This window comes from Salinibacterium sp. ZJ450, assembly GCF_011751885.2.
GTDB lineage: Bacteria > Actinomycetota > Actinomycetes > Actinomycetales > Microbacteriaceae > Ruicaihuangia.
The window spans coordinates 1312475-1333002 of record NZ_CP061771.1; the positions used below are offsets into that span (position 1 = coordinate 1312475).

At 61.6% G+C, this 20528-nt stretch carries 14 protein-coding genes; 6 read left to right on the top strand and 8 right to left on the bottom strand.

Going from position 1 to position 20528, the window contains the following annotated elements; genetic code table 11:
• Window positions 1-280: 280 nt before the first annotated feature.
• Window positions 281-1861: a class I adenylate-forming enzyme family protein gene (locus HCT51_RS06260; RefSeq protein ID WP_166880573.1), complete on the top strand. Its 1581-nt coding sequence runs from the start codon at window positions 281-283 to the stop codon at window positions 1859-1861.
• Here HCT51_RS06260 and HCT51_RS06265 read toward each other — a convergent pair whose 3' ends face one another.
• On the bottom strand, window positions 1862-3499 hold the full coding sequence (locus HCT51_RS06265) for a PucR family transcriptional regulator (protein WP_166880570.1): 1638 nt from the start codon (window positions 3497-3499) through the stop codon (window positions 1862-1864).
• A 545-nt stretch (window positions 3500-4044) separates the two neighbouring features.
• Window positions 4045-5412, bottom strand: a complete 1368-nt coding sequence (gene gabT, locus HCT51_RS06270) for a 4-aminobutyrate--2-oxoglutarate transaminase (RefSeq protein WP_166880568.1) — start codon at window positions 5410-5412, stop codon at window positions 4045-4047.
• A 339-nt stretch (window positions 5413-5751) separates the two neighbouring features.
• Between gabT and HCT51_RS06275 the strand changes: the two genes are divergently transcribed.
• From HCT51_RS06275 to HCT51_RS06285, 3 genes are read left to right on the top strand one after another with little or no spacing between them, the layout of a single operon-like run.
• The gene (locus tag HCT51_RS06275) at window positions 5752-6954 is read left to right on the top strand and encodes a thiolase C-terminal domain-containing protein (RefSeq protein ID WP_166880566.1); all 1203 of its coding nucleotides are present in this window, start codon (window positions 5752-5754) and stop codon (window positions 6952-6954) included.
• A 2-nt stretch (window positions 6955-6956) separates the two neighbouring features.
• Window positions 6957-7382 carry a Zn-ribbon domain-containing OB-fold protein gene (locus tag HCT51_RS06280; RefSeq protein ID WP_166880564.1) on the top strand — a complete coding sequence of 142 codons (426 nt, stop codon included), beginning with the start codon at window positions 6957-6959 and terminating at the stop codon, window positions 7380-7382.
• Entirely contained in the window at window positions 7379-8314 is a 936-nt protein-coding gene (locus tag HCT51_RS06285; RefSeq protein WP_166880562.1) for an amidohydrolase family protein, read from the top strand. Before HCT51_RS06280 ends, HCT51_RS06285 begins: the two co-directional genes overlap by 4 nt.
• Window positions 8315-8360: 46 nt before the next feature.
• On the opposite strand, the gene HCT51_RS06290 is transcribed toward HCT51_RS06285, so the two are convergent.
• Entirely contained in the window at window positions 8361-9263 is a 903-nt protein-coding gene (locus tag HCT51_RS06290) for an NAD(P)-binding domain-containing protein (RefSeq protein ID WP_166880559.1), read from the bottom strand.
• Between the two features lie 312 nt (window positions 9264-9575).
• Here HCT51_RS06290 and HCT51_RS06295 point away from each other — a divergent pair, with 312 nt between their 5' ends.
• On the top strand, window positions 9576-11069 hold the full coding sequence (locus tag HCT51_RS06295; protein ID WP_166880557.1) for an APC family permease: 1494 nt from the start codon (window positions 9576-9578) through the stop codon (window positions 11067-11069).
• 112 nt (window positions 11070-11181) lie between these two features.
• Complete coding sequence (lhgO, locus tag HCT51_RS06300) at window positions 11182-12387, top strand: L-2-hydroxyglutarate oxidase (RefSeq protein WP_224760707.1); 1206 nt, start codon at window positions 11182-11184, stop codon at window positions 12385-12387.
• Between the two features lie 515 nt (window positions 12388-12902).
• On the opposite strand, the gene HCT51_RS06305 is transcribed toward lhgO, so the two are convergent.
• From HCT51_RS06305 to HCT51_RS06325, 5 genes are all read right to left on the bottom strand, one after another.
• Complete coding sequence (locus HCT51_RS06305; protein WP_166880551.1) at window positions 12903-14222, bottom strand: flavin monoamine oxidase family protein; 1320 nt, start codon at window positions 14220-14222, stop codon at window positions 12903-12905.
• A 152-nt stretch (window positions 14223-14374) separates the two neighbouring features.
• Complete coding sequence (locus HCT51_RS06310) at window positions 14375-15439, bottom strand: extracellular solute-binding protein (protein WP_166880549.1); 1065 nt, start codon at window positions 15437-15439, stop codon at window positions 14375-14377.
• A gap of 520 nt (window positions 15440-15959) precedes the next feature.
• Complete coding sequence (locus HCT51_RS06315; protein WP_166880645.1) at window positions 15960-17138, bottom strand: acyl-CoA dehydrogenase family protein; 1179 nt, start codon at window positions 17136-17138, stop codon at window positions 15960-15962.
• A gap of 14 nt (window positions 17139-17152) precedes the next feature.
• Window positions 17153-18307, bottom strand: a complete 1155-nt coding sequence (locus HCT51_RS06320) for a CaiB/BaiF CoA transferase family protein (protein ID WP_166880545.1) — start codon at window positions 18305-18307, stop codon at window positions 17153-17155.
• Window positions 18308-18780: 473 nt separating this feature from the next.
• Window positions 18781-20334, bottom strand: coding sequence for an aldehyde dehydrogenase family protein (locus tag HCT51_RS06325; RefSeq protein WP_224760708.1), 1554 nt, complete (start codon window positions 20332-20334; stop codon window positions 18781-18783).
• Window positions 20335-20528 lie beyond the last annotated feature (194 nt).

Below are 20528 nucleotides of genomic sequence, written 5' to 3' on the forward strand. Positions count from 1 at the left end.
AGCGTGCCGTTGCCATCTCCCGGGAAGCAGGTTCGGCGTGGTTTATTTTGATCAGGAGTTCCCAGGTGAGAGGGTGAAAGCTCGCTGCCGCGGACGATGATGAAGTTCACTTCGTTTGCCGGACTGCAGGGGAGAAGGAGGCGATTATGCAGAACACTCGCAGGCCCACACTGATCTTGGGCGTGAGTGCTCTTTCTGCGACTAGCGTCTTGCCGGCGCAGCAGGGGAACTCACACCAAAGAAACAGCCCCGGCTTTCCTTGCTTCCCGGGGATGGCGGGATGAACCTGGCAGATCTCGCGCTCTCGCAGTCTGCCAACGCGGGTGACGCTATCGCGATTCAAATGCAGGGGGAGTCGATGAGCTATCACGACCTGGCGAGCGAGAGCGATCGAGTCGCAGCGGGACTGCGAGCAATGGGCGTCACAGCTGGCGATCGTGTCATGTTATTCGCGGAAAACCGCATCGAGTACCTCGTTCTATATCTCGCATCGGCGCGCCTCGGCGCTATCTTCACTCCTGTTCATCCATCGTTTCAGGGGGCGGAACTCGAGTATGTGCTCAGGAACGCCGCTCCCGCGGTAGTGGTGGCAGAGAAACGATTATGGAAACGCCTGGAGCGCTACGGGGCGCCATGGCTTCCGGGCGCCCGGATCGTTTTGGGAGGCGACCGGAAGGACATGCTTCCGTATAGTGGTTTGGGCTGGGGGGAAGCGGCCGCGGGCGTCCTCGCCGTGGCGGAAGATACCCCCGTGCTCGTCTGCTACACATCCGGCACCACCGACCGCCCTCATCCGGTAACAAGATCTCACGGGCACGAAATCTGGAATGCGCGAGCCTACTGGAGCGTCTTGGATTTCCGTCCAGGTGATCGCGCGCTAATCGCATTACCGCTGTCCTGGGTGTGGGGACTGTCCACTCTGTCGCAGGCGTTGCTCTCTGGTGGGGCGTCGGTTGTGCTGCATCGTGAGTTCGCGGCCCGTAGGGTGCTGGAGGAGATCGAATCAACAGGCATCACCCTATTTGCGGGCACCATGTCGATGTATGGGGCTCTCCTCGGAGCGGTCGATGAGAGCGCCTATGATCTCAGTTCTCTCCGCCATCTTTACCGGGGGGGCGAGCCCATCAATGCGGAGGTTGTCGGCGCTGTCGAAAGACGTCTCGGGCACCGTTTGATTGAAGCATACGCAACGACTGAAGTGGCGCCGGTACTCGCAGTCGATCCGGTACGTGACCCTGACGCTCCGGCTGGATCCGCCGGCCGTCTCGTGGACGGGGCGCGGCTCCGGATCGTGAATGAGAATGGCGAAGATGTTGAAGTCGGTGAGGTGGGCGAGGGCTGGGTCGGGGGCGCGGGTGTCATGCTCGGATACTGGGGTGAGCCTGAACTCACAGCGGAACGGCTGGTGGACGGTTGGTTCCACACTGGGGATCTGCTATACGAGGACGATCATGGGTACTACTACGTGGTTGGCCGCTCTGTCGACGTGATCATCCGCGACGGCGCCAAGATCGCCCCCGCCGAGGTGGAGTCGGCGCTGGCAGGTTTACCTGGCGTCCGTGAATCAGCGGTCGTCGGCATCCCGGACGACGAGTTCGGCCAAAGTATCGTGGCGTTCGTGCGTCTCGAGCCCGACTGCATCGTCAGTGTTGATGATGTCTACGCACACCTGGCCGATCGAATCGCGCGGTTCAAGTTGCCCAGCGAGATTCATTTTGTTGACCAGCTGCCTGTGCGGAGGAATCAAAAGCGCGACAGGGCGTCAATCCGATACCAGGCGATGATACTCAGCGAGCACGCACCGCCATCCGCGCTCGGCGCTATGCGCAGCGGACGCCCACGCCTCAGAGTGGTCGAGTAGCTAACCTGCCTCGAGGCTTAGCCCGGTCAGGGAAGGTGACGCCGTCCATTCCTCCGCCGTCTGTCCGTACGTCGACCCTGCTGCAGGCAAAACGTCGGACATCATAGTGAGCACGCAATATAGCGACGCCGTCACGGATGGTTCGCGCAGCGAACGCCCCAAGGCCTGCTCGAGTCGCTCCAGCCGGTAACGCAATGTATTGGGGTGTAAGAAAATGGAATCTGCCGCGACTTTCACGTCCCTATTGGCTGCGAAGTAAGCGCGCAGTGCTTCGAGTTGTATGGGATTATCCGCCAAAACGGACGCGAGCGGCGCCGCCGCCGTCTGGAACCGTTCGAAGGGTACTTCCGCGAGGAGTTGTGTCACCATGTCGAGACCATCGAAACACAAGACCGGCCTATCGGCCTGGATGGTGGCATGTTGCGCGGCTACCTGTGCGTCCCGGTGGGAGGTTTGGACATCCCTCACCGAAAGGAGAGGGCGGCCGACTCCGACCGTGAGTGCTGGCCACTTGTGCGATACCTCAAACACGAGGTCGTCCAAGGCGGCGTTAGTCTCAAGTATCAGTACAATCTCCGACCGACGCTGGGACAAGAGGTAGCTCACGCCGGGGACTTCGAGCTGAGTGTAGAGCCAGCTTACGACGGCATCGGGTGATGGCACGACTCGGCCATTTAGACCGCCCGGGCGTTGTCTCAGTACGACGGTGCGGAACTCCGATGCGAAATTGATCCCGAGTTCGGCGAACTTGGCGTCGAGCATACGCAGTTCTGTTTCGTCGCTCGTTCCCTCCAAAGCGGAGTCAAGTATGGCCTTGCGCACGGCTCTGTTTTGGCCCTGGTCGGTCACGTTCAAGCGAAGAATGGCGTCGATCAGAGGAGCCGTCACTTGTACCGCCGCGCGTGCCAGTTCCCGCGCGACCGTTCCGCCGCGCGACGCAACTACCAGCCAGCGCGCCGAACTTCCGCGCTTCGTTGAAACGGGTGCAGCGATGACCTGCCAACCCGCCGCGTCGAATTGAGCCAGCGGAAGACTTTCGAAATCGTCGAGTTGTGCTGCGATGTCGGACACAGGGATCGCGCCGCTTGCCAAATCGACTCGTCCGTCGACGGACAGGACCGCAACTGTGGAGTGCACGACCCGCCCGAGCCGCTGCACCAAAGACTCAAGCGGGTCTGGGTCCGCGAAAGCGCGGATGAGATTCTGCTGGATTGACGTCAGCCGTCGGAAGCTCGTCGACTCAATGCTGAGCGTTGAGTGGAAGACCGCGCGCGTCACTTCCCGGAACTGTGTCTGCTCCGGCACGAGCACTATGGGAAAGTTCTGACGCGATGCCTCATCGAGGAGCGCAGGGGGGACACTCTTGAAGGCGAGCCCCGTTCCGAATCCAAGGCAACTCGCACCAAGGTCACGCAGCTCAGTAATGAGCGCTCGCTGGGCCGGAGGCTTATTGCGCAACCGCACACCCATGGTGAGCATCATCCAGCCGCGATCGAGCCACTTCGCTGGATGCTCTAGCTCGATCGTGTGGGCGCCGGTGACGCTCGTCGCCAGCACATCGTGACTTCCCGTCAGCAGTTCGAGTCCTAGATGTGGCTCGTTGAGCAGATCGCCCAGCGTGTAGTCCCCACTGTTCACGGTAGACCCCTATCCTGCCTGGACTTCCAGGCGCAAACCCTCGACATTGAGAATCATGCGTCGGCTGTGGCTGGAAACGCAGGATCGGCAGCGATGTTGAATCGCGGGTCCATCAGCGAGACCAACCACCGATGGTCGCATGTGCTTACGCTACCGGAACACTACTTGCCGCGCGAACTGCTCGCAACGTGGCGCGTCGACCTCAACGTGTTCGATGTGTTCGAGCGATTGTGACGTCTTGTTCTGAGGCCGCTAGGCCAACCGGTTCAACCGATTTCCCCGGGGGCCTGTTCTGTCTGGGACCGAGTCGGCGGCTGAGCGGTGTGCAGCGGACCTTAGTGCAGCTCTCACGCGCGGGGTCACTTGCAGCCGTTCGGCGGCGCGGGCCTGCGCCCAGCAGTCGTCGAACACGAGCTTGACCAGTTTCAGGCGGGCCAGCCGGGTTCAGCGCGTCACGCGCGTGGGTAACGTATGACACGAGGACCTCCGTGGCTCGATTAGGTGTGGTTACCCATATCGATATCGGAGGTCCTCACCTCATCCGGTCACGCCACGCTGCGCACAACCTCCGTGGGAAGAACATCTAGGTCCCTCACTGCTTCCTCGAGCACGTCGAGCGCGTCGTTGAGCAACTCGTCCCCGATCACGAGAGGAGGCAGCAGCCTGATCACGTTTCCGAAGGTCCCTGCCACGAGAATGAGCACTCCGCGTTCGATCGCGTATGCGGCGATTTTCTTCACCGCATCGGGGTCTGGTTCTGTTGTCCCGGGGACCACGAACTCTGCAGCGATCATCGCCCCGCGGCCGCGCACTTCACCAATACGCGATCCTTCTTTGGCTAGCGCCTCGAGGCGCGGCTTCACGATCGATTCGATCTCTCGTGCCCTGGCGGGTAGATCCTCTTCCACGATTACGTCCAAGGCGGCAACCGCTGCTGCGGCGGCCAGGGGGTTACCGGAGTAGGTGCCTCCGAGTCCTCCAGCGGGAACGGCGTTCATTATCTCCGCTCGACCGGTAACTGCGGACAGCGGCAGTCCGCCAGCGAGTGCCTTCGCGGTGGCGATCAAATCGGGCACGACGCCTTCGTGATTAACTGCGAACATATCGCCCGTCCGCCCGAGACCGGTCTGAATCTCGTCGGCCACGAAAACGATTCCGTTCTCTCGAGCGAACTTCGCGACCTTGGTGAGGTAGCCCTCCGGTGGAACGATGAAGCCGCCCTCACCTTGGATGGGTTCGACGATGATGGCCGCGACGTTATGCGCTCCAATCTGTGTCCGCACCTGCTCAGCCAACTGGTCAAAGGCTTCCTGGGCGATGTCTTCACCGCGCCCTGTCCATCGGTATGGGTACGGGGACGGCACACGGTAGATCTCCGGAGCGAATGGACCGAATCCCTCTTTATAGGGGACGTTCTTCGATGTCATGGTCATGGTCAGTAGTGTGCGTCCGTGGTAAGCGTGGCCGAGGACGACGATGGCGTCGCGGCCCGTGTAAACACGGCTGATCTTGACGACGTTCTCGATGGCTTCCGCGCCGGTGCTGAACAATGCCGTGCGCTTCGGGAAGTCGCCAGGTGTGAGCGCGTTCAAGCGTTCGGCTACACCCAGGGCTGCCTCGTACTGTGTGACAAGGAATCCTGTGTGAGTGAAGCGGTCGACCTGTTCCTTGACGGCTTCGACGACGCGGGGGTGGGACGCGCCCACACTCGTCACCGCAATTCCGGCGGCGAGATCAATCAAGTGGTTTCCGTCGACATCGACGAGGATACCTCCGCCGGCGCGATCAATGTAGAGGGGGACGGTGACGCTGAAGCTCGATGAGAACGAGGTTTCGCGCCTGCCATGCAACTCCAGCGATGCAGGGCCTGGAATCGCTGTCTTCACGATTCGCTGTTGCGTGGGCTGGCTCATTGAGCGATCTCCTTTTGGCTGTGTTCAAACAGCAGACGACCGGATCAGTCGCGTCGGTGCTGTGCGGCGTGTGTCGCTTTCTTTCGGAGCCTAGCCACGTCCCGACGCAGCTTGGTGCGTGCACTTTCCGATGTCCGCGCGCCGATGTTGTGTGATCCACGATGGTGACGCCGTAAGGGTGACGACACAATAAGTGCAGAAGGGTGCAGGTGTGCCGAGCAAGTTGTGATTGCTGAGGTGAGTTCAGCACGCAGTCTGCTTCGAAACAAATGTCCCCTCGTACTGCAAGCGACGTCGCCCACCTCCGGTGCTGGCGCCGACAAGAGAGAGGTTATCTACATGATGGCGATTCCCGGTGGCGTAGCCATCGCCGGCGCATACGAGCATCCCACTCGATTCGCGCCAGACAAGAGCGAGTGGCAGATCAACGCGGAATCCGCGAAAGGCGCGCTCGATGATGCCGGCCTCACTCCAGCCGACGTCGATGCCTTCTTCACGGCCTCGACGGCGTCCGAAGGAGGATATCTCGCAGGCTGCGCATCCGTGATGATGGCCGATTACCTCGGTATCAAGCCGAACTTCATCGATGAAACCGACGTCGGTGGCGCTTCGTTCGGCTATTACGTCAACCGGGCGGTGCTCGCGATCCAGTCGGGTATGGCGAAGTGCGCTCTCATCTCTTATGGAGCGAATACCAGGTCTCGGAAGATCAACGTCGGAACGGTCGGGTACAACCAGTTGAGCATCCAGGAGCTGCTCCCGACGCCCGACTCCTTCGAGCAGATCTACGGGACAACCGTAATCTCGTTCATGGGTATGGTGGCTAATCGCTACATGCGCGATTACGGACTGACCTCAGAACAACTTGCGTCGGTGGCCGTCACGATGCGCGAGCACGCCGCCCTGAATCCAGATGCGATGTACAGGGACCCGATCACGATCGACGACGTGCTCAACTCGCCGATGATCGCGTCACCCCTGCGTCGCAACGACTGCTGCGTGATCTCGGACGGCGGCGCAGCGCTCGTATTGGTGCACCCCGACCTCATCCCCGACACGAAAAAGAAGCCGGTCAGGATTCTTGGTTTCGGCGAAAGCTACATGGGTCACGGCGGAGGCCACACCGACTGGGCGGCGGAGAGCCGCGAGATGGTGAAGCGCGCCTGTGATCAGGCCTACGGGATGGCTGGGTTGGGGCCTAAAGACGTCGACACCGCGATGATCTATGACGCCTTCACCTTGAACGTTCCGATCGACCTCGAAGGTGCGGGATTCTGCAAGGTCGGCGAGGGCGGTGCGTTCGCAGCGGACGGCAATCTCCGTCTCGATGGAGGGTCGCTTCCAACGAATCCTGATGGTGGCGGATTGTCATCGAACCATCCGGGTCGCCGGGGGATCTTCCTGTTCGTCGAAGCAGTTCGTCAGCTGCGCGAAGAGGCCACCGGACGGCAAGTCGAGGGTGCCAAGGTGGCACTGTGTACCGCAACCGGAGCTGCTTTTCTCGCCCGCCGAGGTTCGGCCGCTCACCTGTTAGGAGTTTGATCGTGGTTACCGATACTTTGACCTGGACGGGCCTCGTGCCCGTCCGTTCGCCCGAGACGGCGCCCTTCTGGGATGCCGCCAATGATGGTGTCTTCCTGCTTCAGCGCTGCCCCGATTGCGGTATGACGCAGTATCACTATCGTGCACTCTGTGCGAACTGCATGTCTGACAATGTGGAAGACTTCGCGTCTAGCGGCGATGGCACTGTGTGGACCTACTCAGTGGTCTACCGGAATAACTCCCCAAACTACGCGGACAAGACTCCGTACGTGGTCGCTCTCATCGAGCTCGAAGGCGGCGTGAAAGTCGTCTCCAATGTGGTCGGCGGCGACCCCGAGGCGGTCACGTTCGGCACTAAAGTCGAGGTGATTTTTTCGCGGACTGACGACGGCCAGGCAATACCGTTGTTCCGGGTGTCCGCGCCGTGATCATCGACACGCACACCCACCTTCTCGACATCGGTCACTGGCCAGAGGAATGGTGGGATTGGGTCGCTCAGGATTGGGCCGGGCGAGCCCCCGGGCGGCGGCCGGAGCAGATTCGCGACCGTATCGAATCCGGGCTCATCGACCCGGATGCCCACCGGATGATCACCCGCATGAATCGGGCCGGGGTCGATGCAAGCGTTTTACTCCCAATCGACTGGGGGCCAGGCTTCACGACTGGGCGTCCGATATCGCACGCCGTGGATCAGACCTTGCGGCTCGCCCGACAGTTTCCGGGTCGGCTCATCCCTTTCGGCGGCATCGATCCTCGCCGTCAGGACGCGACCGGCACCGTTAGAGATTGGTTCGAGCGAGGCATTCGCGGCTTGAAGCTCTACCCGGGGTGTGGATGGCACCCCTCCTCAGACGAAGCAATGGAGATCTACGCGCTGGCGGTGGAATACGACGCGCCCGTCCTGTTCCACACGGGGGATCCTTTGCCGCTGATGAACACGGCCTTGTCTGACCCGATCCTGTTGCTGGATGTCGTTCGGGCGTTCCCTGCACTGCGGGTGTGGCTCGGCCACGCCGGCGCGCCGACTAGTTGGGCTGAAGCTCTCGAGGTGGCGGGCGCCGGTCCGCGCGTGCGCCTAGAGATGTCGGTATGGCTCTGGGACGACTCTGATCCGGCTGCGGAGTTGGATTTCGCACGGAAGATCTTGGAGGCGGCTGACGCTGTGGGTTGGAGCCGTCTCATGTTCGGGACGGATCATGTGTCGGGGAGTAAGGTGCGAGGTGAATCATTCCTCGACACAGTGGTTGGCAAATACCAGCGGCTGCCCGACCACGCACGCACTCTGGGTGGGTCCATTAGTGCGGAGCAGCTGTCCTCCCTCCTGGGCGGGGTCGCGGCAGAAGATCTCGGCTTGCAATAGATGAGTATGCGGCCTCATTGCTTGGTGTGAACGCGATTCGAACCGGTCAATCCGCAGTAGTTTTTTCGGTGCCGAACGCACTCGACCCACGGATTACGGCGTGTAGTCCGGCGATGTCCTCGTTCCCGAATCCTGCGGCTATTCGCTGGTCCATCTGGGCCCTGATGTGTCGCAGTGTGGTCACGTCGATGCCGTATTTCTCTGCGTGGGCGATCTGTCGGTCGAGGCCCGCGGACCAGAGGGTCAGCGTCATCTGGCCGCTGATGTATGTGCCGGAATCGATGAGGGCTGCCGTGCCTTCGAGCGTTTGAGCGGCCACACCGATGGCCGTGCGGCTTGCCTCGAAGTACTCCAGCATCCCCATGCCCTCGTGTTCAGCCAGGGCGGCACCGATGAGGAACCCCTCCACAGCATGGTCGATCATGGGCTCAAGGATGTGTCCCATCGCTTTCGCTCGTCCTAGGTCTTGTCCCACGTTCGTCCAAATCCATTGCGTGCGACTGAAAACCAGACTGGCAGCCAGAGCTACATCCTCGCTGGCACCTGCGACGTAGACAACTGCCGACGATTCGAGATCGCTGGGGTATGAGAGCAGAAGGACGTCGACGACACGTGCGCGGTAGTTGGCGAGGCGATCACCGAGTGCGCGCGCCTCGTCCGGCGTTCCGCCCATCCATTGAAGGATGAGGCGGCCGGACAGATTGGCGCCACCGATCTCGTCCAGAAGATGGCGGGCGGCGTCGTAGTCGGAGACCGCCATTATGATCGTCTCGGACGAAGAGGCCGCGTCAACCGCCGATTCCGCGAAACGGATTTTTAGTGGCGCGAGGCCATCGAGCCGCCCGGGGGTTCGGTTCCATACCGTGACGGAAAGACCGGCCGCGGTGAGCGCACGAACCAGCCCCGCCCCCAGATTTCCCAAGCCGATCACCGCGACGTCTGTTCCCATGAAACGAACGTATGCCACAACTTCCGCGTATCCCGGTCCGGCCTCTACGGTGCCGTTGGATGTTATCCGAAAGGACCAGGCACCAATTAGCACTTTCCCTATCCACGGCCCATCCCATACGCGCCTATGGTCATCGAAGGTGTCAGTCCTGTCCAACAGGATCGCGATGAGCTTCCCAGGGATTCGCGCTGACACGGCCAGCTAGGCGAACGAGACGAAGACGTCGGGCCGCATGTGCGGTGTGCTCGTCATTCGGCAGTCGACGCAGAGCCGTTTGGCCGTTCAACTGGGCGCGGTAGAACTGGAGAACCCATGACCGACGTAGTTCCCACGGCTCCTCTGACGGATGCCGCGACGACCGGCAGAGAGAGCGAGCGAGGCCTGCGCGGCTCGATCGGAACGCCGAGTGTTGTGTTCATCACCTTGGCGTGTATGTCTCCCCTCACAGCGGCCGCGGGATATCTCGCGCTTGTCGTCGCCTTCGGTAACGGCGTCGGAGCTCCCTTCATGTATCTCACTGTGGGTGTCGTGGCTGCGCTCTTCGCAGTTGGTTTCCTCGCCATGGTGAAGGACCTCGCTCGGCCCGGTGGTCTCTATGCCTATATCACGGCGGGCCTAGGCAGGCTGGTCGGTCTCGGCGCCGGCTACGTGGCGATCGTTACGTACCTCTTCGCCGAGGTCGGTCTTGCGATTTTCGGCGGCATATCACTCAGTTTTGTAGTCAGTGATGCAATGGGCGGCCCCGAGATTGCCTGGTACTGGTTCGCCCTCCTGTTTATTGTCCTGGCGACCGTGGCCGCCTACTTCAACATCTCCCTTAGCGCGAAGCTATTGAGTGCCATCCTGATTGTCGAGATCCTCTTCGTTCTGGCGTTTGACCTCGTGGTTCTGCTCAATGCTGGGCCCGCCAACTATGACGGCGCTGGCGCGTCGTTCTCGCTGTCGGGTCTGCTCTCAGGCTCTGTGGCGCTGGGCTTCTTGTTTGTGCTTTCACAATTCTCGGGCTTTGAGAGCCCGGCTCTGTACTACGAGGAGATGCGTGATCCAGTGAAGTCGGTTCCGCGCGCCACCTACTCCATCATCGTAATCATCGCCGTGATGTACTGCTTTACAGTCTGGGCAATCATCGTCGGTTTCGGGGCGTCGACCGCCCTCGAAGACATCAGCGCCGACTCATCAGGCGCATTCGCGGTCCTTTTCTCGGATTATCTCAGTGCCGCGCTCTACAAGGTCTGTGCCATTTTCATCCAGACTGGCATCTTGGCCTCGCTGCTCGCCGGAAACAATCTGTTGAGCCGTTACATGTTCAACATGGGTGTGGACGGTGTGCTTCCGGACTTCTTGGGCCGGGCTAATAGGCGCACCGGCTCACCCGCGACGGCGTCGGTGGCCGTCGGGGGCATTCTCTTTGCCATCGTTGTGGTGACCGCCGTTATCGGCGGAGATCCCAATCAGCTCCTCGCCCTCCTGAGCGGAACTGGCACATACGGGTTCCTCGTCTTGTTCCTGCTCGGCAGTGTCTCTGTTGTGTTCTACTTCTCGAGGAAGCGCGGCGTTCCAGCGGCCCGGCGGGCGGTTTACATCGGCACTTCACTGGTCACCGCGGGCACATTCGCCGCAGTCATCTTCTATGTCAGCAGTAACCTCAGCGTTCTTGTGGGCGAAAACGATGCTTTCGGTGTGATGCTGCAGGTGATCATCTGGGCAGCGTTCATCGTCGGAGCTGCCTACGCGACGTATTTATCGGTTCGCCGGCGTGATATTTTCGTGCGGATCGGCCGCCAGGAAGTCCCAGAGAACATCTGATCGAGACGCTCACCGCGCCGTTCGGTCAAGAGCGGCATGGACAGGCGGCACTCATGCAGACCGGCGTACAGCCAGAGAGATGATTCATGACTCGAACGTTTGGGCTCCGCGCGTGAGCGAGGCTATTGGCGTAATCGGCGGTGGGATAGTCGGTATTGCCATCGCCCGCGCACTCGTTGCCAGAGGCATAGGTGAGGTCACAGTTCTTGAGAAGGAGGAGCGCGTTGCCACTCATCAAACTGGACACAACTCAGGCGTTGTCCATGCCGGCTTGTACTACGCGCCCCGTTCGCTCAAAGCTCTGTTGTGCCAGGCCGGGCGCTCCCTCCTGTATGAGTACTGCACGCAGAAGCGTCTGCCGTACCGTGAGATCGGTAAGCTTGTCGTTGCCCTCAACGAGAACGAGCTACCTGCACTCGCAGAGATCGAGCGCCGTTCGCATCAGAATCGGGTCCCCGACCTTTCTCGCATCGAAGGGACCGAGCAGCTTCGCGAGATTGAGCCTAATGTCGCTGGCATTGCTGCCGTCCACTCGCCCCACACAGCTGTTGTGGACTACTCGGCGATCACTGAGGCCATGTCAAATGATGTGCGTTCAGGGGGCGGGGAGGTACTGTTCGGTCACCAGGTAACTGGACTCCGGCTCGACGGCTCGCGCGTCGTAGTCACCACTCAGGTTGATGAGCGCGTTTTCGACCGGGTGATCGCGTGCGCGGGGCTGCAGTCCGATGTTGTCGCGCGCATGATCGGCGCCGATCCTTCGCCGAAAATACTGCCTTTCCGTGGCGAGTACTGGTCGCTGGCTTCGGACCGAACGGATCTGGTGCGCGGAATGATCTATCCGGTTCCGGACCCGCGCTTTCCGTTCCTCGGCATCCACTTCACTCGGGGAATCTACAACGACGTGCAGGTCGGCCCGAACGCCGTTCCCGCCCTGGCCCGCGAGGGTTACGGGTGGCGCAACATTTCGGTGCGGGACACGTGGGAGTCGCTCCGCTGGCCGGGCGCACCAACCCTGGCACGCGAGCACTGGCGCATGGGTGTGAGCGAGATCTCCGGTTCGCTCCTCAAGCCGCTCTACCACCGACGGGCACAACGCTTTATTCCTGACTTGCGGATGCAGGACCTGTATGAACGGTCCGCCGCTGGTGTCCGGGCGCAGGCCTGGGGTCGGGACGGATCGCTCATCGATGACTTCGCCGTGGATCAAATCGGGCCTGTGACGTTGCTGCGCAATGCGCCGTCACCGGCGGCGACGTCATCCATCGCGATCGCCGATTACGTCCTTGACCACTACCTATCTACCCTCGCCGTATGAAGCTGCCTGCCTGGCCGCATCAAGCCGCGTCGGGAGCCAGGATGACGGAGCACGTTTCGTCACGACTTAAGTGGTGTGAACAGGATTGACCCGTGTTCACCCGGGATAGGCCGGTCGATTAAGTCGCGGACCGTCAGCATCCATAGATTGGCTTGCCGCCTCGTTGAGGTGCCGAACTGGTCGTGTGGGGATGCCGGCGGTCCTCGCTCGTCTGGTTGGTAGCCGGCCGACTGTAACGCTGCTCGTGCAGGAGCCGCCAGCACCCATAGTCACTCACACGGTGCCCCTAGGTCTTCGCCGGCACTGAAAGTCTAAGAAAGGCTATGCACAGCATAGTTATCACCTGGGTGTCGTCATTGCGGGCGCGGACCTGTGGCGCGATGTGGCACTCGAGCTGTGGCGTCTCAGGGTGAGACTTCCCCTGCTGAGCTGGGCGAGCGGCCCGCCGTGATTACCACAGTAGGGTGGGTTCTCGGCGGCCAGGATCAGGCTGCCCGGCCGCCGAAAATTTTTGCTTACACCGTTACGGAACGCGCGGATTCCAGCTCGCGCACGGCCGCAAGCGCCGTCTCGATCGCGCCTTCGATCCATCCGGACCACGTCTGCGAAATCTCCGATGTTGCAAACACCACCCGGCCCTCGGCGCTGCGCGTCGCGCTGTCGAGTCGTGTGAGCTGGCCGGGACGGAAGGCGACGAGGCTGCCGCGCGCGAACTCATCCTGGACCCAGTCGTATGACTCGACGGCCACGACCTCAGCGCCGGGGAAGAGGCCATCGATCGCCTTTTGGATCGCTGCCTTGTCGGTGACGTCGAGCCTGTCGGCATCGAGGAACCCGACGAGTACCGACGTGCCATCGGCCTGGGTGCCCATCGGTAGTAGGACCCCGATCCCCAGCTCGTACGATGAGGCGAATCCGAAAGTCGGCACATTACGTGCCTGCACGAAGAACTTGTGACCCCCACCGAGCTGGCCCTCATTGACGACGGTCTGCTTGCCCTCACTCAGGGCCGGAGAGAATTCGATGTCTCGCCAGGTGTTGAGCGGGGTGGCCATGACGATCTGCTCGGCAGTGAGCAGACGGCCGTCCCGTGTGGTCACCTCAACATGCGTGTCGATTTGCTCGATCCGCTGAACCACTGTGTTCAGGTGCACGCGCTCGCCTGCGTCCTTGGCAAGGGCGTCGATGTACGCCTGGGCGCGGCGCGGCTTCGTGTCGGCCGCACCCCCGTAGTAGTTCCAGATGCTGTTGCCGAAGCCGGCGAACCACCGCATCATATGCAAGATGGAGAGATCCTTGGGGTCGTTGCAGTTGCAGTGAACCGCCCAAGAATTGACGAAGTCCAAGGTGGCCGGCGGAAGATTCAGTGGTGCGAAGTAGTCCGCGAACGAGACGTCAAGATCCCGGATATCCTGCTCGTCGAACGGAATGTCGAGACGCACGCGTTCGACTCCCTCGCGGAGGTGGTAAAGCGCCCGCTCGAGGCTCGCGTACTCTTCCACGGGTACGGGGCCCGCGCCGACGAACAGCTTGCCCGCCCCGCGGGTACGGAAGCCGCTAGCATCACCGGTGATCTTTATCGTCTCAATCCCGTACCGGTCCATCTCCGCCGTCATGTGCGGCTGGAAGGTCGGCGAGAAGGCGTTTCCGCCCTCGTCGATGGCGACCCCGGCGAACGTGGACGACTTGACTCGGCCTCCGACCCGGTCGCGTGCCTCTACGACGAGCACGTCGCGGCCCGCCTCGCGCAGCTCGCGAGCCGCGATGAGGCCTGCGATTCCTGCGCCGATGACGATAACGTCGGCGTCAAGTCTGCCTGCTGATGTTTCGGACATGCTGCTTCCTCCCAGATCGATGAATGCTACTCATGGCAAATTTAGGTCGTGTCGCTGTCGCGGGCTCTTGGCGTCAAACCAGCGTTCACGGGACGTCGTGGGGGATAACCCAACAGTGCGGGCGGTGCCGATCTGCCGAGAGGGCGTGGAGGTCAGCCTCCGCTGGTAACCCTCGTCCACTCGTTCATCGCCTGGTCGATGTTTTCAGACCAGTAGGGCACGTCATAAGGATAGGTAACCCGGATTTTGTCCTCATGAAAGGACGGCATGAATTCCTTATATACGTCCTTGACGGCGGGCGGCTCGCCCGTCGTGGTGGGGCCGTACGGCATCATCTCGTAGAACGGATTCTGCCCCTCTGAAGTGGCGAGGTGCTGGAGGAACGCCCATTGCGCGTCCGGGTTGCTGGACCCCTTGACCGCATAGGCTCCGCCGGCTGCCACGTACAGCTTGTCCCAAAGGACAGCGATATCGGCGCCGTTCTCTGCTGCCGTAGCAGCCCTGCCGAGGTAGCAAAGGCACATCCCAAAGTCTCCAGCCTCGAGCGCAGCTACCACCTGGGTGTGCTGAGACATCAGAATGAGATCGTCTCCAAGGCGGTCGAAGATCCCTTCAACGTGATCCCATTGGATGGGAACGACATCCTCAGGAGCCACGCCATCGGCCATGAGCATTGGCTCCAATGTTCCCGCTGGGTAGTTGAATGCAATCCGCTTACCGGGGTACTTCTCCATGTCCAAGAAGTCTTCTGGTCGCGTCGGCGGGGTATCCCCATAAAGCTTTTTGTTGTAGACCACGCCGACTGCCTGCACCATGATCGGCACCATGCACTCGTCGGTGATGTAGGCAGGGTTCACCTCGCTCAGGTCGAGGTCGGCAGGCCGCTCCTCGAAGAGCACACCGCACTGTCCTCCGCCAACCGCCGTATCGATTTCCACAACGTCCCAAGTGGTACGGCCACCTTCAACCATTGTTCGAATCTTGGCGAAGTCGCTCGGGCTGTCAGTCACGACGTCAAAACCCGTCGCCTTTGAGAAGGGATCGATCCAACCGGCCTCCGCGGCCTTCAGTGATTCGCCACCGTAATTGACGAAGACCAGCTGCCCGCCATCCGTCTCACCCTCCGCGGTCGAGCCACCACTGTCGGCAGAACATGAAGCGAGAGTCAGCAGACAGACCATAGCCGCCGCAGTTACCGCGAGATTGCGTGTGTACATGTTGCTCCAATTCCGTTGATGTTCGTCGTGGCCGGTCAACCGTCCACAACGATGCCCGGTCTCTCCGGGGCAGGGGGCTCGTTCAGCGGACACTGGTCTGTTGAGGACGAAGTGAGCTGTCTACAATTGCGCCGTTGGCTTCGCCTTCGCGAGTCACGCCGAGGCCGGCGACGCCCGCCGCAGTTATGACACCGTCTGCTTCCGATGGATCGGTCTGAGCCATTGCGTCTCCATACGGTTGGCCGCTTCTCGACTGACCGAGTCGTCTTCGAAAAGCTCACGGCGTCTATGCCGGTAAGTTGCGCCATCGAGCGGTGACGGCGCAATCACCATATCCAGCGGGGCTGATGCGGTGACTGGGGATAATCACGAACGTGCCATGCCGGCGTTGAGTTCTTGACAGTCGTTGAGCATCTCCTTCTGCCCCGATGACCGTTGTGCCGCGCGATTGGTTGACCGGTTGACCCAGCGAATCAATCGAAAGACTGCGAGCCCGGTCCACCGTGTTGAGAGCCCTTTATCAGCGGAAAGCTGCGTGACCGGTGAGGAGCTGCCCGAGCACCAGCGTGTGCATTTCGACGGTGCCCTCGTAGGTCAACACAGATTCGAGGTTGTTCTGGTGGCGAATCACGGGATACTCCAGCGAGATCCCGTTGGCCCCGAGGATCGTGCGGGCCGTGCGGCAGATCTCGATCGCTTCGCGGACGTTGTTGAGTTTGCCGATGCTGACCTGCTCAGGGCGGAGCAGGCCGGCGTCCTTGCGGCGGCCGAGGTGGACGGCCAGGAGGTACCCCTTGGTGTACTCAAGGGACATATCCGCAAGCTTCTGCTGCGTCAGCTGGAAGGCGCCGATTGGCTTGCCGAACTGGATGCGTTCCTGAGAGTATCGCCGGGCAACCTCGAGACTCGATCGTGCAGCACCAAGCGAGCCCCAGACAATGCCAAATCGCGCTTCGTTCAAGCACGCGAGGGGGCCCTTCAAACCGCGAGCTTCAGGCAGCATGGCTGAGGCTGGCAAGCGGACGTCGTCGAGAACGAGCTCGCCGGTTGCCGACGCACGTAGTGACATCTTGTGCTTGATTTCGGGCGCGGAGAAGCCAGGGGTGTCGGCTGGGACGACGAACCCGCGGATGCCTTCGTCCGTCGCTGCCCAAACGACCGCAACATCCGCATATGGCGCATTGGAAATCCACATCTTCCGGCCGTTCAGCACCCAGTCCGAGCCGTCCCGGCGGGCGCGAGTTTGCAGGTTGGCGGGGTCGGAGCCGACATCAGGCTCGGTGAGCCCGAAACAACCGATCGCATCACCGGCGGCCATCTGGGGGAGCCACTCCTGTTTCTGCTCCTCCGAGCCCCAGCGCCAGATAGCGAACATCGCGAGTGACCCCTGCACCGACACCAGTGAGCGCAGACCGGAGTCGGTAGCTTCGAGCTCAAGGCAGGCGAGGCCATACTCCGTCGCGGACATGCCGGCACATCCGTATCCTTCAAGGTGCATACCGAGAACGCCGAGGGATCCAAGTTCCTTCGTGAGCTCGCGGATGTTCGGGATCTCGCCTTTCTCGAACCACTCCGCGATGTAAGGCTCGGCGGACACGTCGAGCATCTGACGAACGGCCGTTCGGACTGCCTTCTCGTCCTCGGTCAGCAGGGCGTCCAAGCCTGCCGGGTCGGTGGGGTCGGGCGCGGGCAGCGTCATGGGGTCGATGTGACTCACTGTTGTTCCTTCTCCTGTAACCAGCGACGGACCTCGTCGTTGTGTTGGCCTAAGCGGGGCGGGGCGGTGTAGGTGGTAATCGGCGTCTCCGAGTACGTCACCGGGTTCCGGACTTGAGCCGGTTGTCCTGCGCTGACTTCCACCAACGGTTCCAGCCCAAGCCTGGTCGCCAAGGCGATCCCATCCGCTATGCTCCCGACCCTGCCCGCCGGAACCCCGGCGGCAGACAACCGTTGAACCCAAGAGTCTGCTGTGCCGTGAACCAACAGGACACCGAGCACCTCGATGAGGGCGGCGCGATTCTCCACCCGGGCTGCATTAGTCCCGAAACGTTCATCGTCTGCAATCGACTCATCGCCGAGCGTAGCCGCGAGCTTGCGAAACTGACCGTTGTTCCCGCACGCGACGGCCAGCTGCCCGTCAGAGCTTGGCAGCAGTTCGTAGGGAGCGATGGAAGGATGTGCGTTCCCGAGGCGCCCAGGAGACTCGCCGGTGGCCAAGTAAGACGAGGCCTGGTTGACGAGAGCCGCGAGCAGGCTGGACAGCAGATTCACCTCGACGCGCTGACCTCGTCCGGTCTCACCGCGCACGTGAAGTGCCGCGAGAATGCCGATGGTCGCGTCCTTTGCGGTGAGAACATCGACCAGCGCAACCCCGGCCTTCATTGGCTGCCCGCCGTTCTCGTCGGCGTCACCAGTGATGGACATCAGGCCGCCCACGGCTTGGACCAGGAAATCGTAACCCGGTAGATGGGCTCCCTTGTCGCGGCCGAACCCCGAGACTGAGCAGTACACCAGCCCATGATTTGTCTTTCGAACTTGCTCGTAACCGAGACCGCGCTTATCGAGGGCGCCGGGGCGGAAGTTTTCGATGAGTACGTCGGCTCGCCGGGCGAGTTCGTGAGCCACGGCTAGATCGTCGGGATCCTCGAGGTCCAAGACGACAGACTCCTTGCCACGGTTGGCGCTTTCGAAATAGGCCGCGCTGTTGGAAGTCCACGGAGGACCCCACGCACGAGTGTCGTCACCGGCGTGAGGGCGCTCAACCTTGACCACGCGAGCGCCCAGGTCAGCCAAAGATGCCGAAGCGAGCGGTCCGGCAAGGACCCGGCTGAAATCGGCGACGAGTACGCCTGTCAACGGCAGAGTCATGACGGGTCCACCCTTCCAGTGGTGCGACTTGGCGTCCGCGGGTACGGATTCCGCCGAGATGCTGAGGTTCGTAAACCTGTGGGCAAGGCGCCCTGTTGATCGAGAGGCTCTAGCGCAGCTTGTGGCCTACGTTGGTCTCTTGAGCAAGCTTCGCGCACCTCAGCGTTGTTCTGAAGTACCAGTTTTGACGACCATCAATACCCTCACGGTATTGAACAAGCTTCGCGCCACGCCACCGTCATGGTGACGAGCCGCGCGCGGACCAAAGAACGCGGACGCGGCATGCGTAAGGGACGCAGATGCGCGCTGAGAAACCAGGGATGCACGGATGCGTCTCGAAAGAGATCACCGCGCGGCAAGAAGAACTTGCGTGCCGGGGCGATGTCGCTAGCCCGGGAATGGCTCAGACTGAGTGATTTCCATACAGCTCGGAAATCACTCAGCCCGCGTTCCAGTCAACCAGGGCAGTCGCCTCAACGACTGAGTTGGAAGATGACCGTCTTTGTTTCGGTGAACGTGTTGATGAGCGGATAGCGCCCCTGTGAACGTCCGATCCCACTGCTCTTGCCGGAACCGCCGCCGAACGGGAGGTGCGGTTCCGTCCATGTGCTGCCCAGGTTGATGTTCACGTTGCCGGTGGGGGCGGCCTCGGCAAACCGGAGTCCGCGCTCGAGATCGCGCGTGAACACCGCAGCCGCCAGACCGTACTCTGACCTGGCCATGGCCGCCAGGGCCTCTCCCTCGTCAGCGATTGTCTGCACGGGAATGACTGGGCCGAACGTTTCTTCCCTGGCGATCTCCATCAGCGAGGTGACACCCGAAAGCACGGTGGGTTCAAAATACAGGCTTGTGGCGAGGCCCGCGCGGGCGCGGCCACCGGTGCGCACGGAGGCTCCGTTGTTCACTGCCCCAGTGATGTGCTGCTGGACCTTGTCCCACACGCCTTGGTTGTTGAGCGGACCCATTCGGGTCACCGCGTCGCGGGGATCGCCGAGAATGATGTGTTCCTCGACCGCGGCGGTGAGTCGCTCGACGAGTTCGTCATGGATCCCGCGCTGGGTGAGTACCCACTCAGCGCCCGTGCATGCCTGGCCCGCCACCAGGAAGGATGACGACAGCAGCTCCGGAATCACCAGATCCAGATCTGCGTCATCCAGCACCACGGTCGGTCCATTCCCGCCGAGCTCGAGCAATTGCGACTTTCCGGCGGAAGCAAGGGCGACTGCTTTGCCGGTGGCGGCAGAACCCGTGAACGCCACAGCATCGACACCTGGATGACCGGCCGCCGCAGCACCCACGACGCTACCGAGGCCCGACACGAAGTTGAAGACGCCGGGCGGCAGGTCCGCGTCGACAAAGCATCGAGCGAGCTCGGAGGCAACAAGCGCCGTTGCAGGTGCGGGCACCGACAACACGGCGTTTCCTGTCACGAGTGCAGGGAAGAGGTTGGCGGCCATCATCGTCAGCGGGTAATTCCAGGGCTGGATTGAGACTGCGACGCCCCTCGCCACGCGGTAAACGAGTACGCGTTTGTTGGCGTCCATGGAGGCAGGCATCGATCCCTCGAGGGCCTTCGCGGCCTCCATGGAGACGTTGAACATGGCGAGAACTTCATCGATCTCAGCTAAGGCCTCCGTTTCGTACACTTTGCCTTGTTCGAGAGTGAGAAGGCTTGCGAGCGCTTCGCGTCTCGCCCGGACGATGTCATGAACGCGCTGGAGTGCCTCCACCCGCTGAAAGACGGAGAGGGCGGCCCACGACGGTTGGGCAGAGCGTGCCGCGGCAACGGCGTTGTCGACATCACTGGGCGAGGAAAGGGAGTACGAACCCAGAATCTCGCCTGTCACCGGGCTTCTATTCTGCTCCCGATCGCCGGTCTGCGATTCGCGGAAGCTGCCGCCGATGAAATTCTTGGCATAAACCGTTTCTGGGTGGTTGAACATGAAGCATTCTCCTCGCAGCAAATCTGACGCCATCCGTCCGGAGGTCTGATGATCGCCAGCATCGATATTTTGCTCAATGCTCACACCTCAACTCGCCGAGCACGATGTGTGAAACAACAAGTCCGGGCGCGACTTTACTCATTTATCACGAGCACACAGGCGGAGCGTGTCTGCGACAGTGGGCCAGAAGCGGCCGGCTCGCTGTGCCGGTCCTGTGTGGGTTTCCAATTCCGCACGCTGAGAATCGGTCGATCTGCGGTCCTCCACCGGCTTGGGCG

Bases quoted from the DNA above. Each gene is read 5' to 3' on its own strand.
- HCT51_RS06260 (WP_166880573.1), top strand. From the start codon at position 281: ATGAACCTGGCAGATCTCGCGCTCTCGCAGTCTGCCAACGCGGGTGAC.
- HCT51_RS06290 (WP_166880559.1), bottom strand. From the start codon at position 9,263: ATGGGAACAGACGTCGCGGTGATCGGCTTGGGAAATCTGGGGGCGGGG.
- gabT (WP_166880568.1), bottom strand. From the start codon at position 5,412: ATGAGCCAGCCCACGCAACAGCGAATCGTGAAGACAGCGATTCCAGGC.
- HCT51_RS06310 (WP_166880549.1), bottom strand. From the start codon at position 15,439: ATGTACACACGCAATCTCGCGGTAACTGCGGCGGCTATGGTCTGTCTG.
- HCT51_RS06275 (WP_166880566.1), top strand. From the start codon at position 5,752: ATGATGGCGATTCCCGGTGGCGTAGCCATCGCCGGCGCATACGAGCAT.
- HCT51_RS06305 (WP_166880551.1), bottom strand. From the start codon at position 14,222: ATGTCCGAAACATCAGCAGGCAGACTTGACGCCGACGTTATCGTCATC.
- HCT51_RS06315 (WP_166880645.1), bottom strand. From the start codon at position 17,138: ATGACGCTGCCCGCGCCCGACCCCACCGACCCGGCAGGCTTGGACGCC.
- HCT51_RS06320 (WP_166880545.1), bottom strand. From the start codon at position 18,307: ATGACTCTGCCGTTGACAGGCGTACTCGTCGCCGATTTCAGCCGGGTC.
- HCT51_RS06295 (WP_166880557.1), top strand. From the start codon at position 9,576: ATGACCGACGTAGTTCCCACGGCTCCTCTGACGGATGCCGCGACGACC.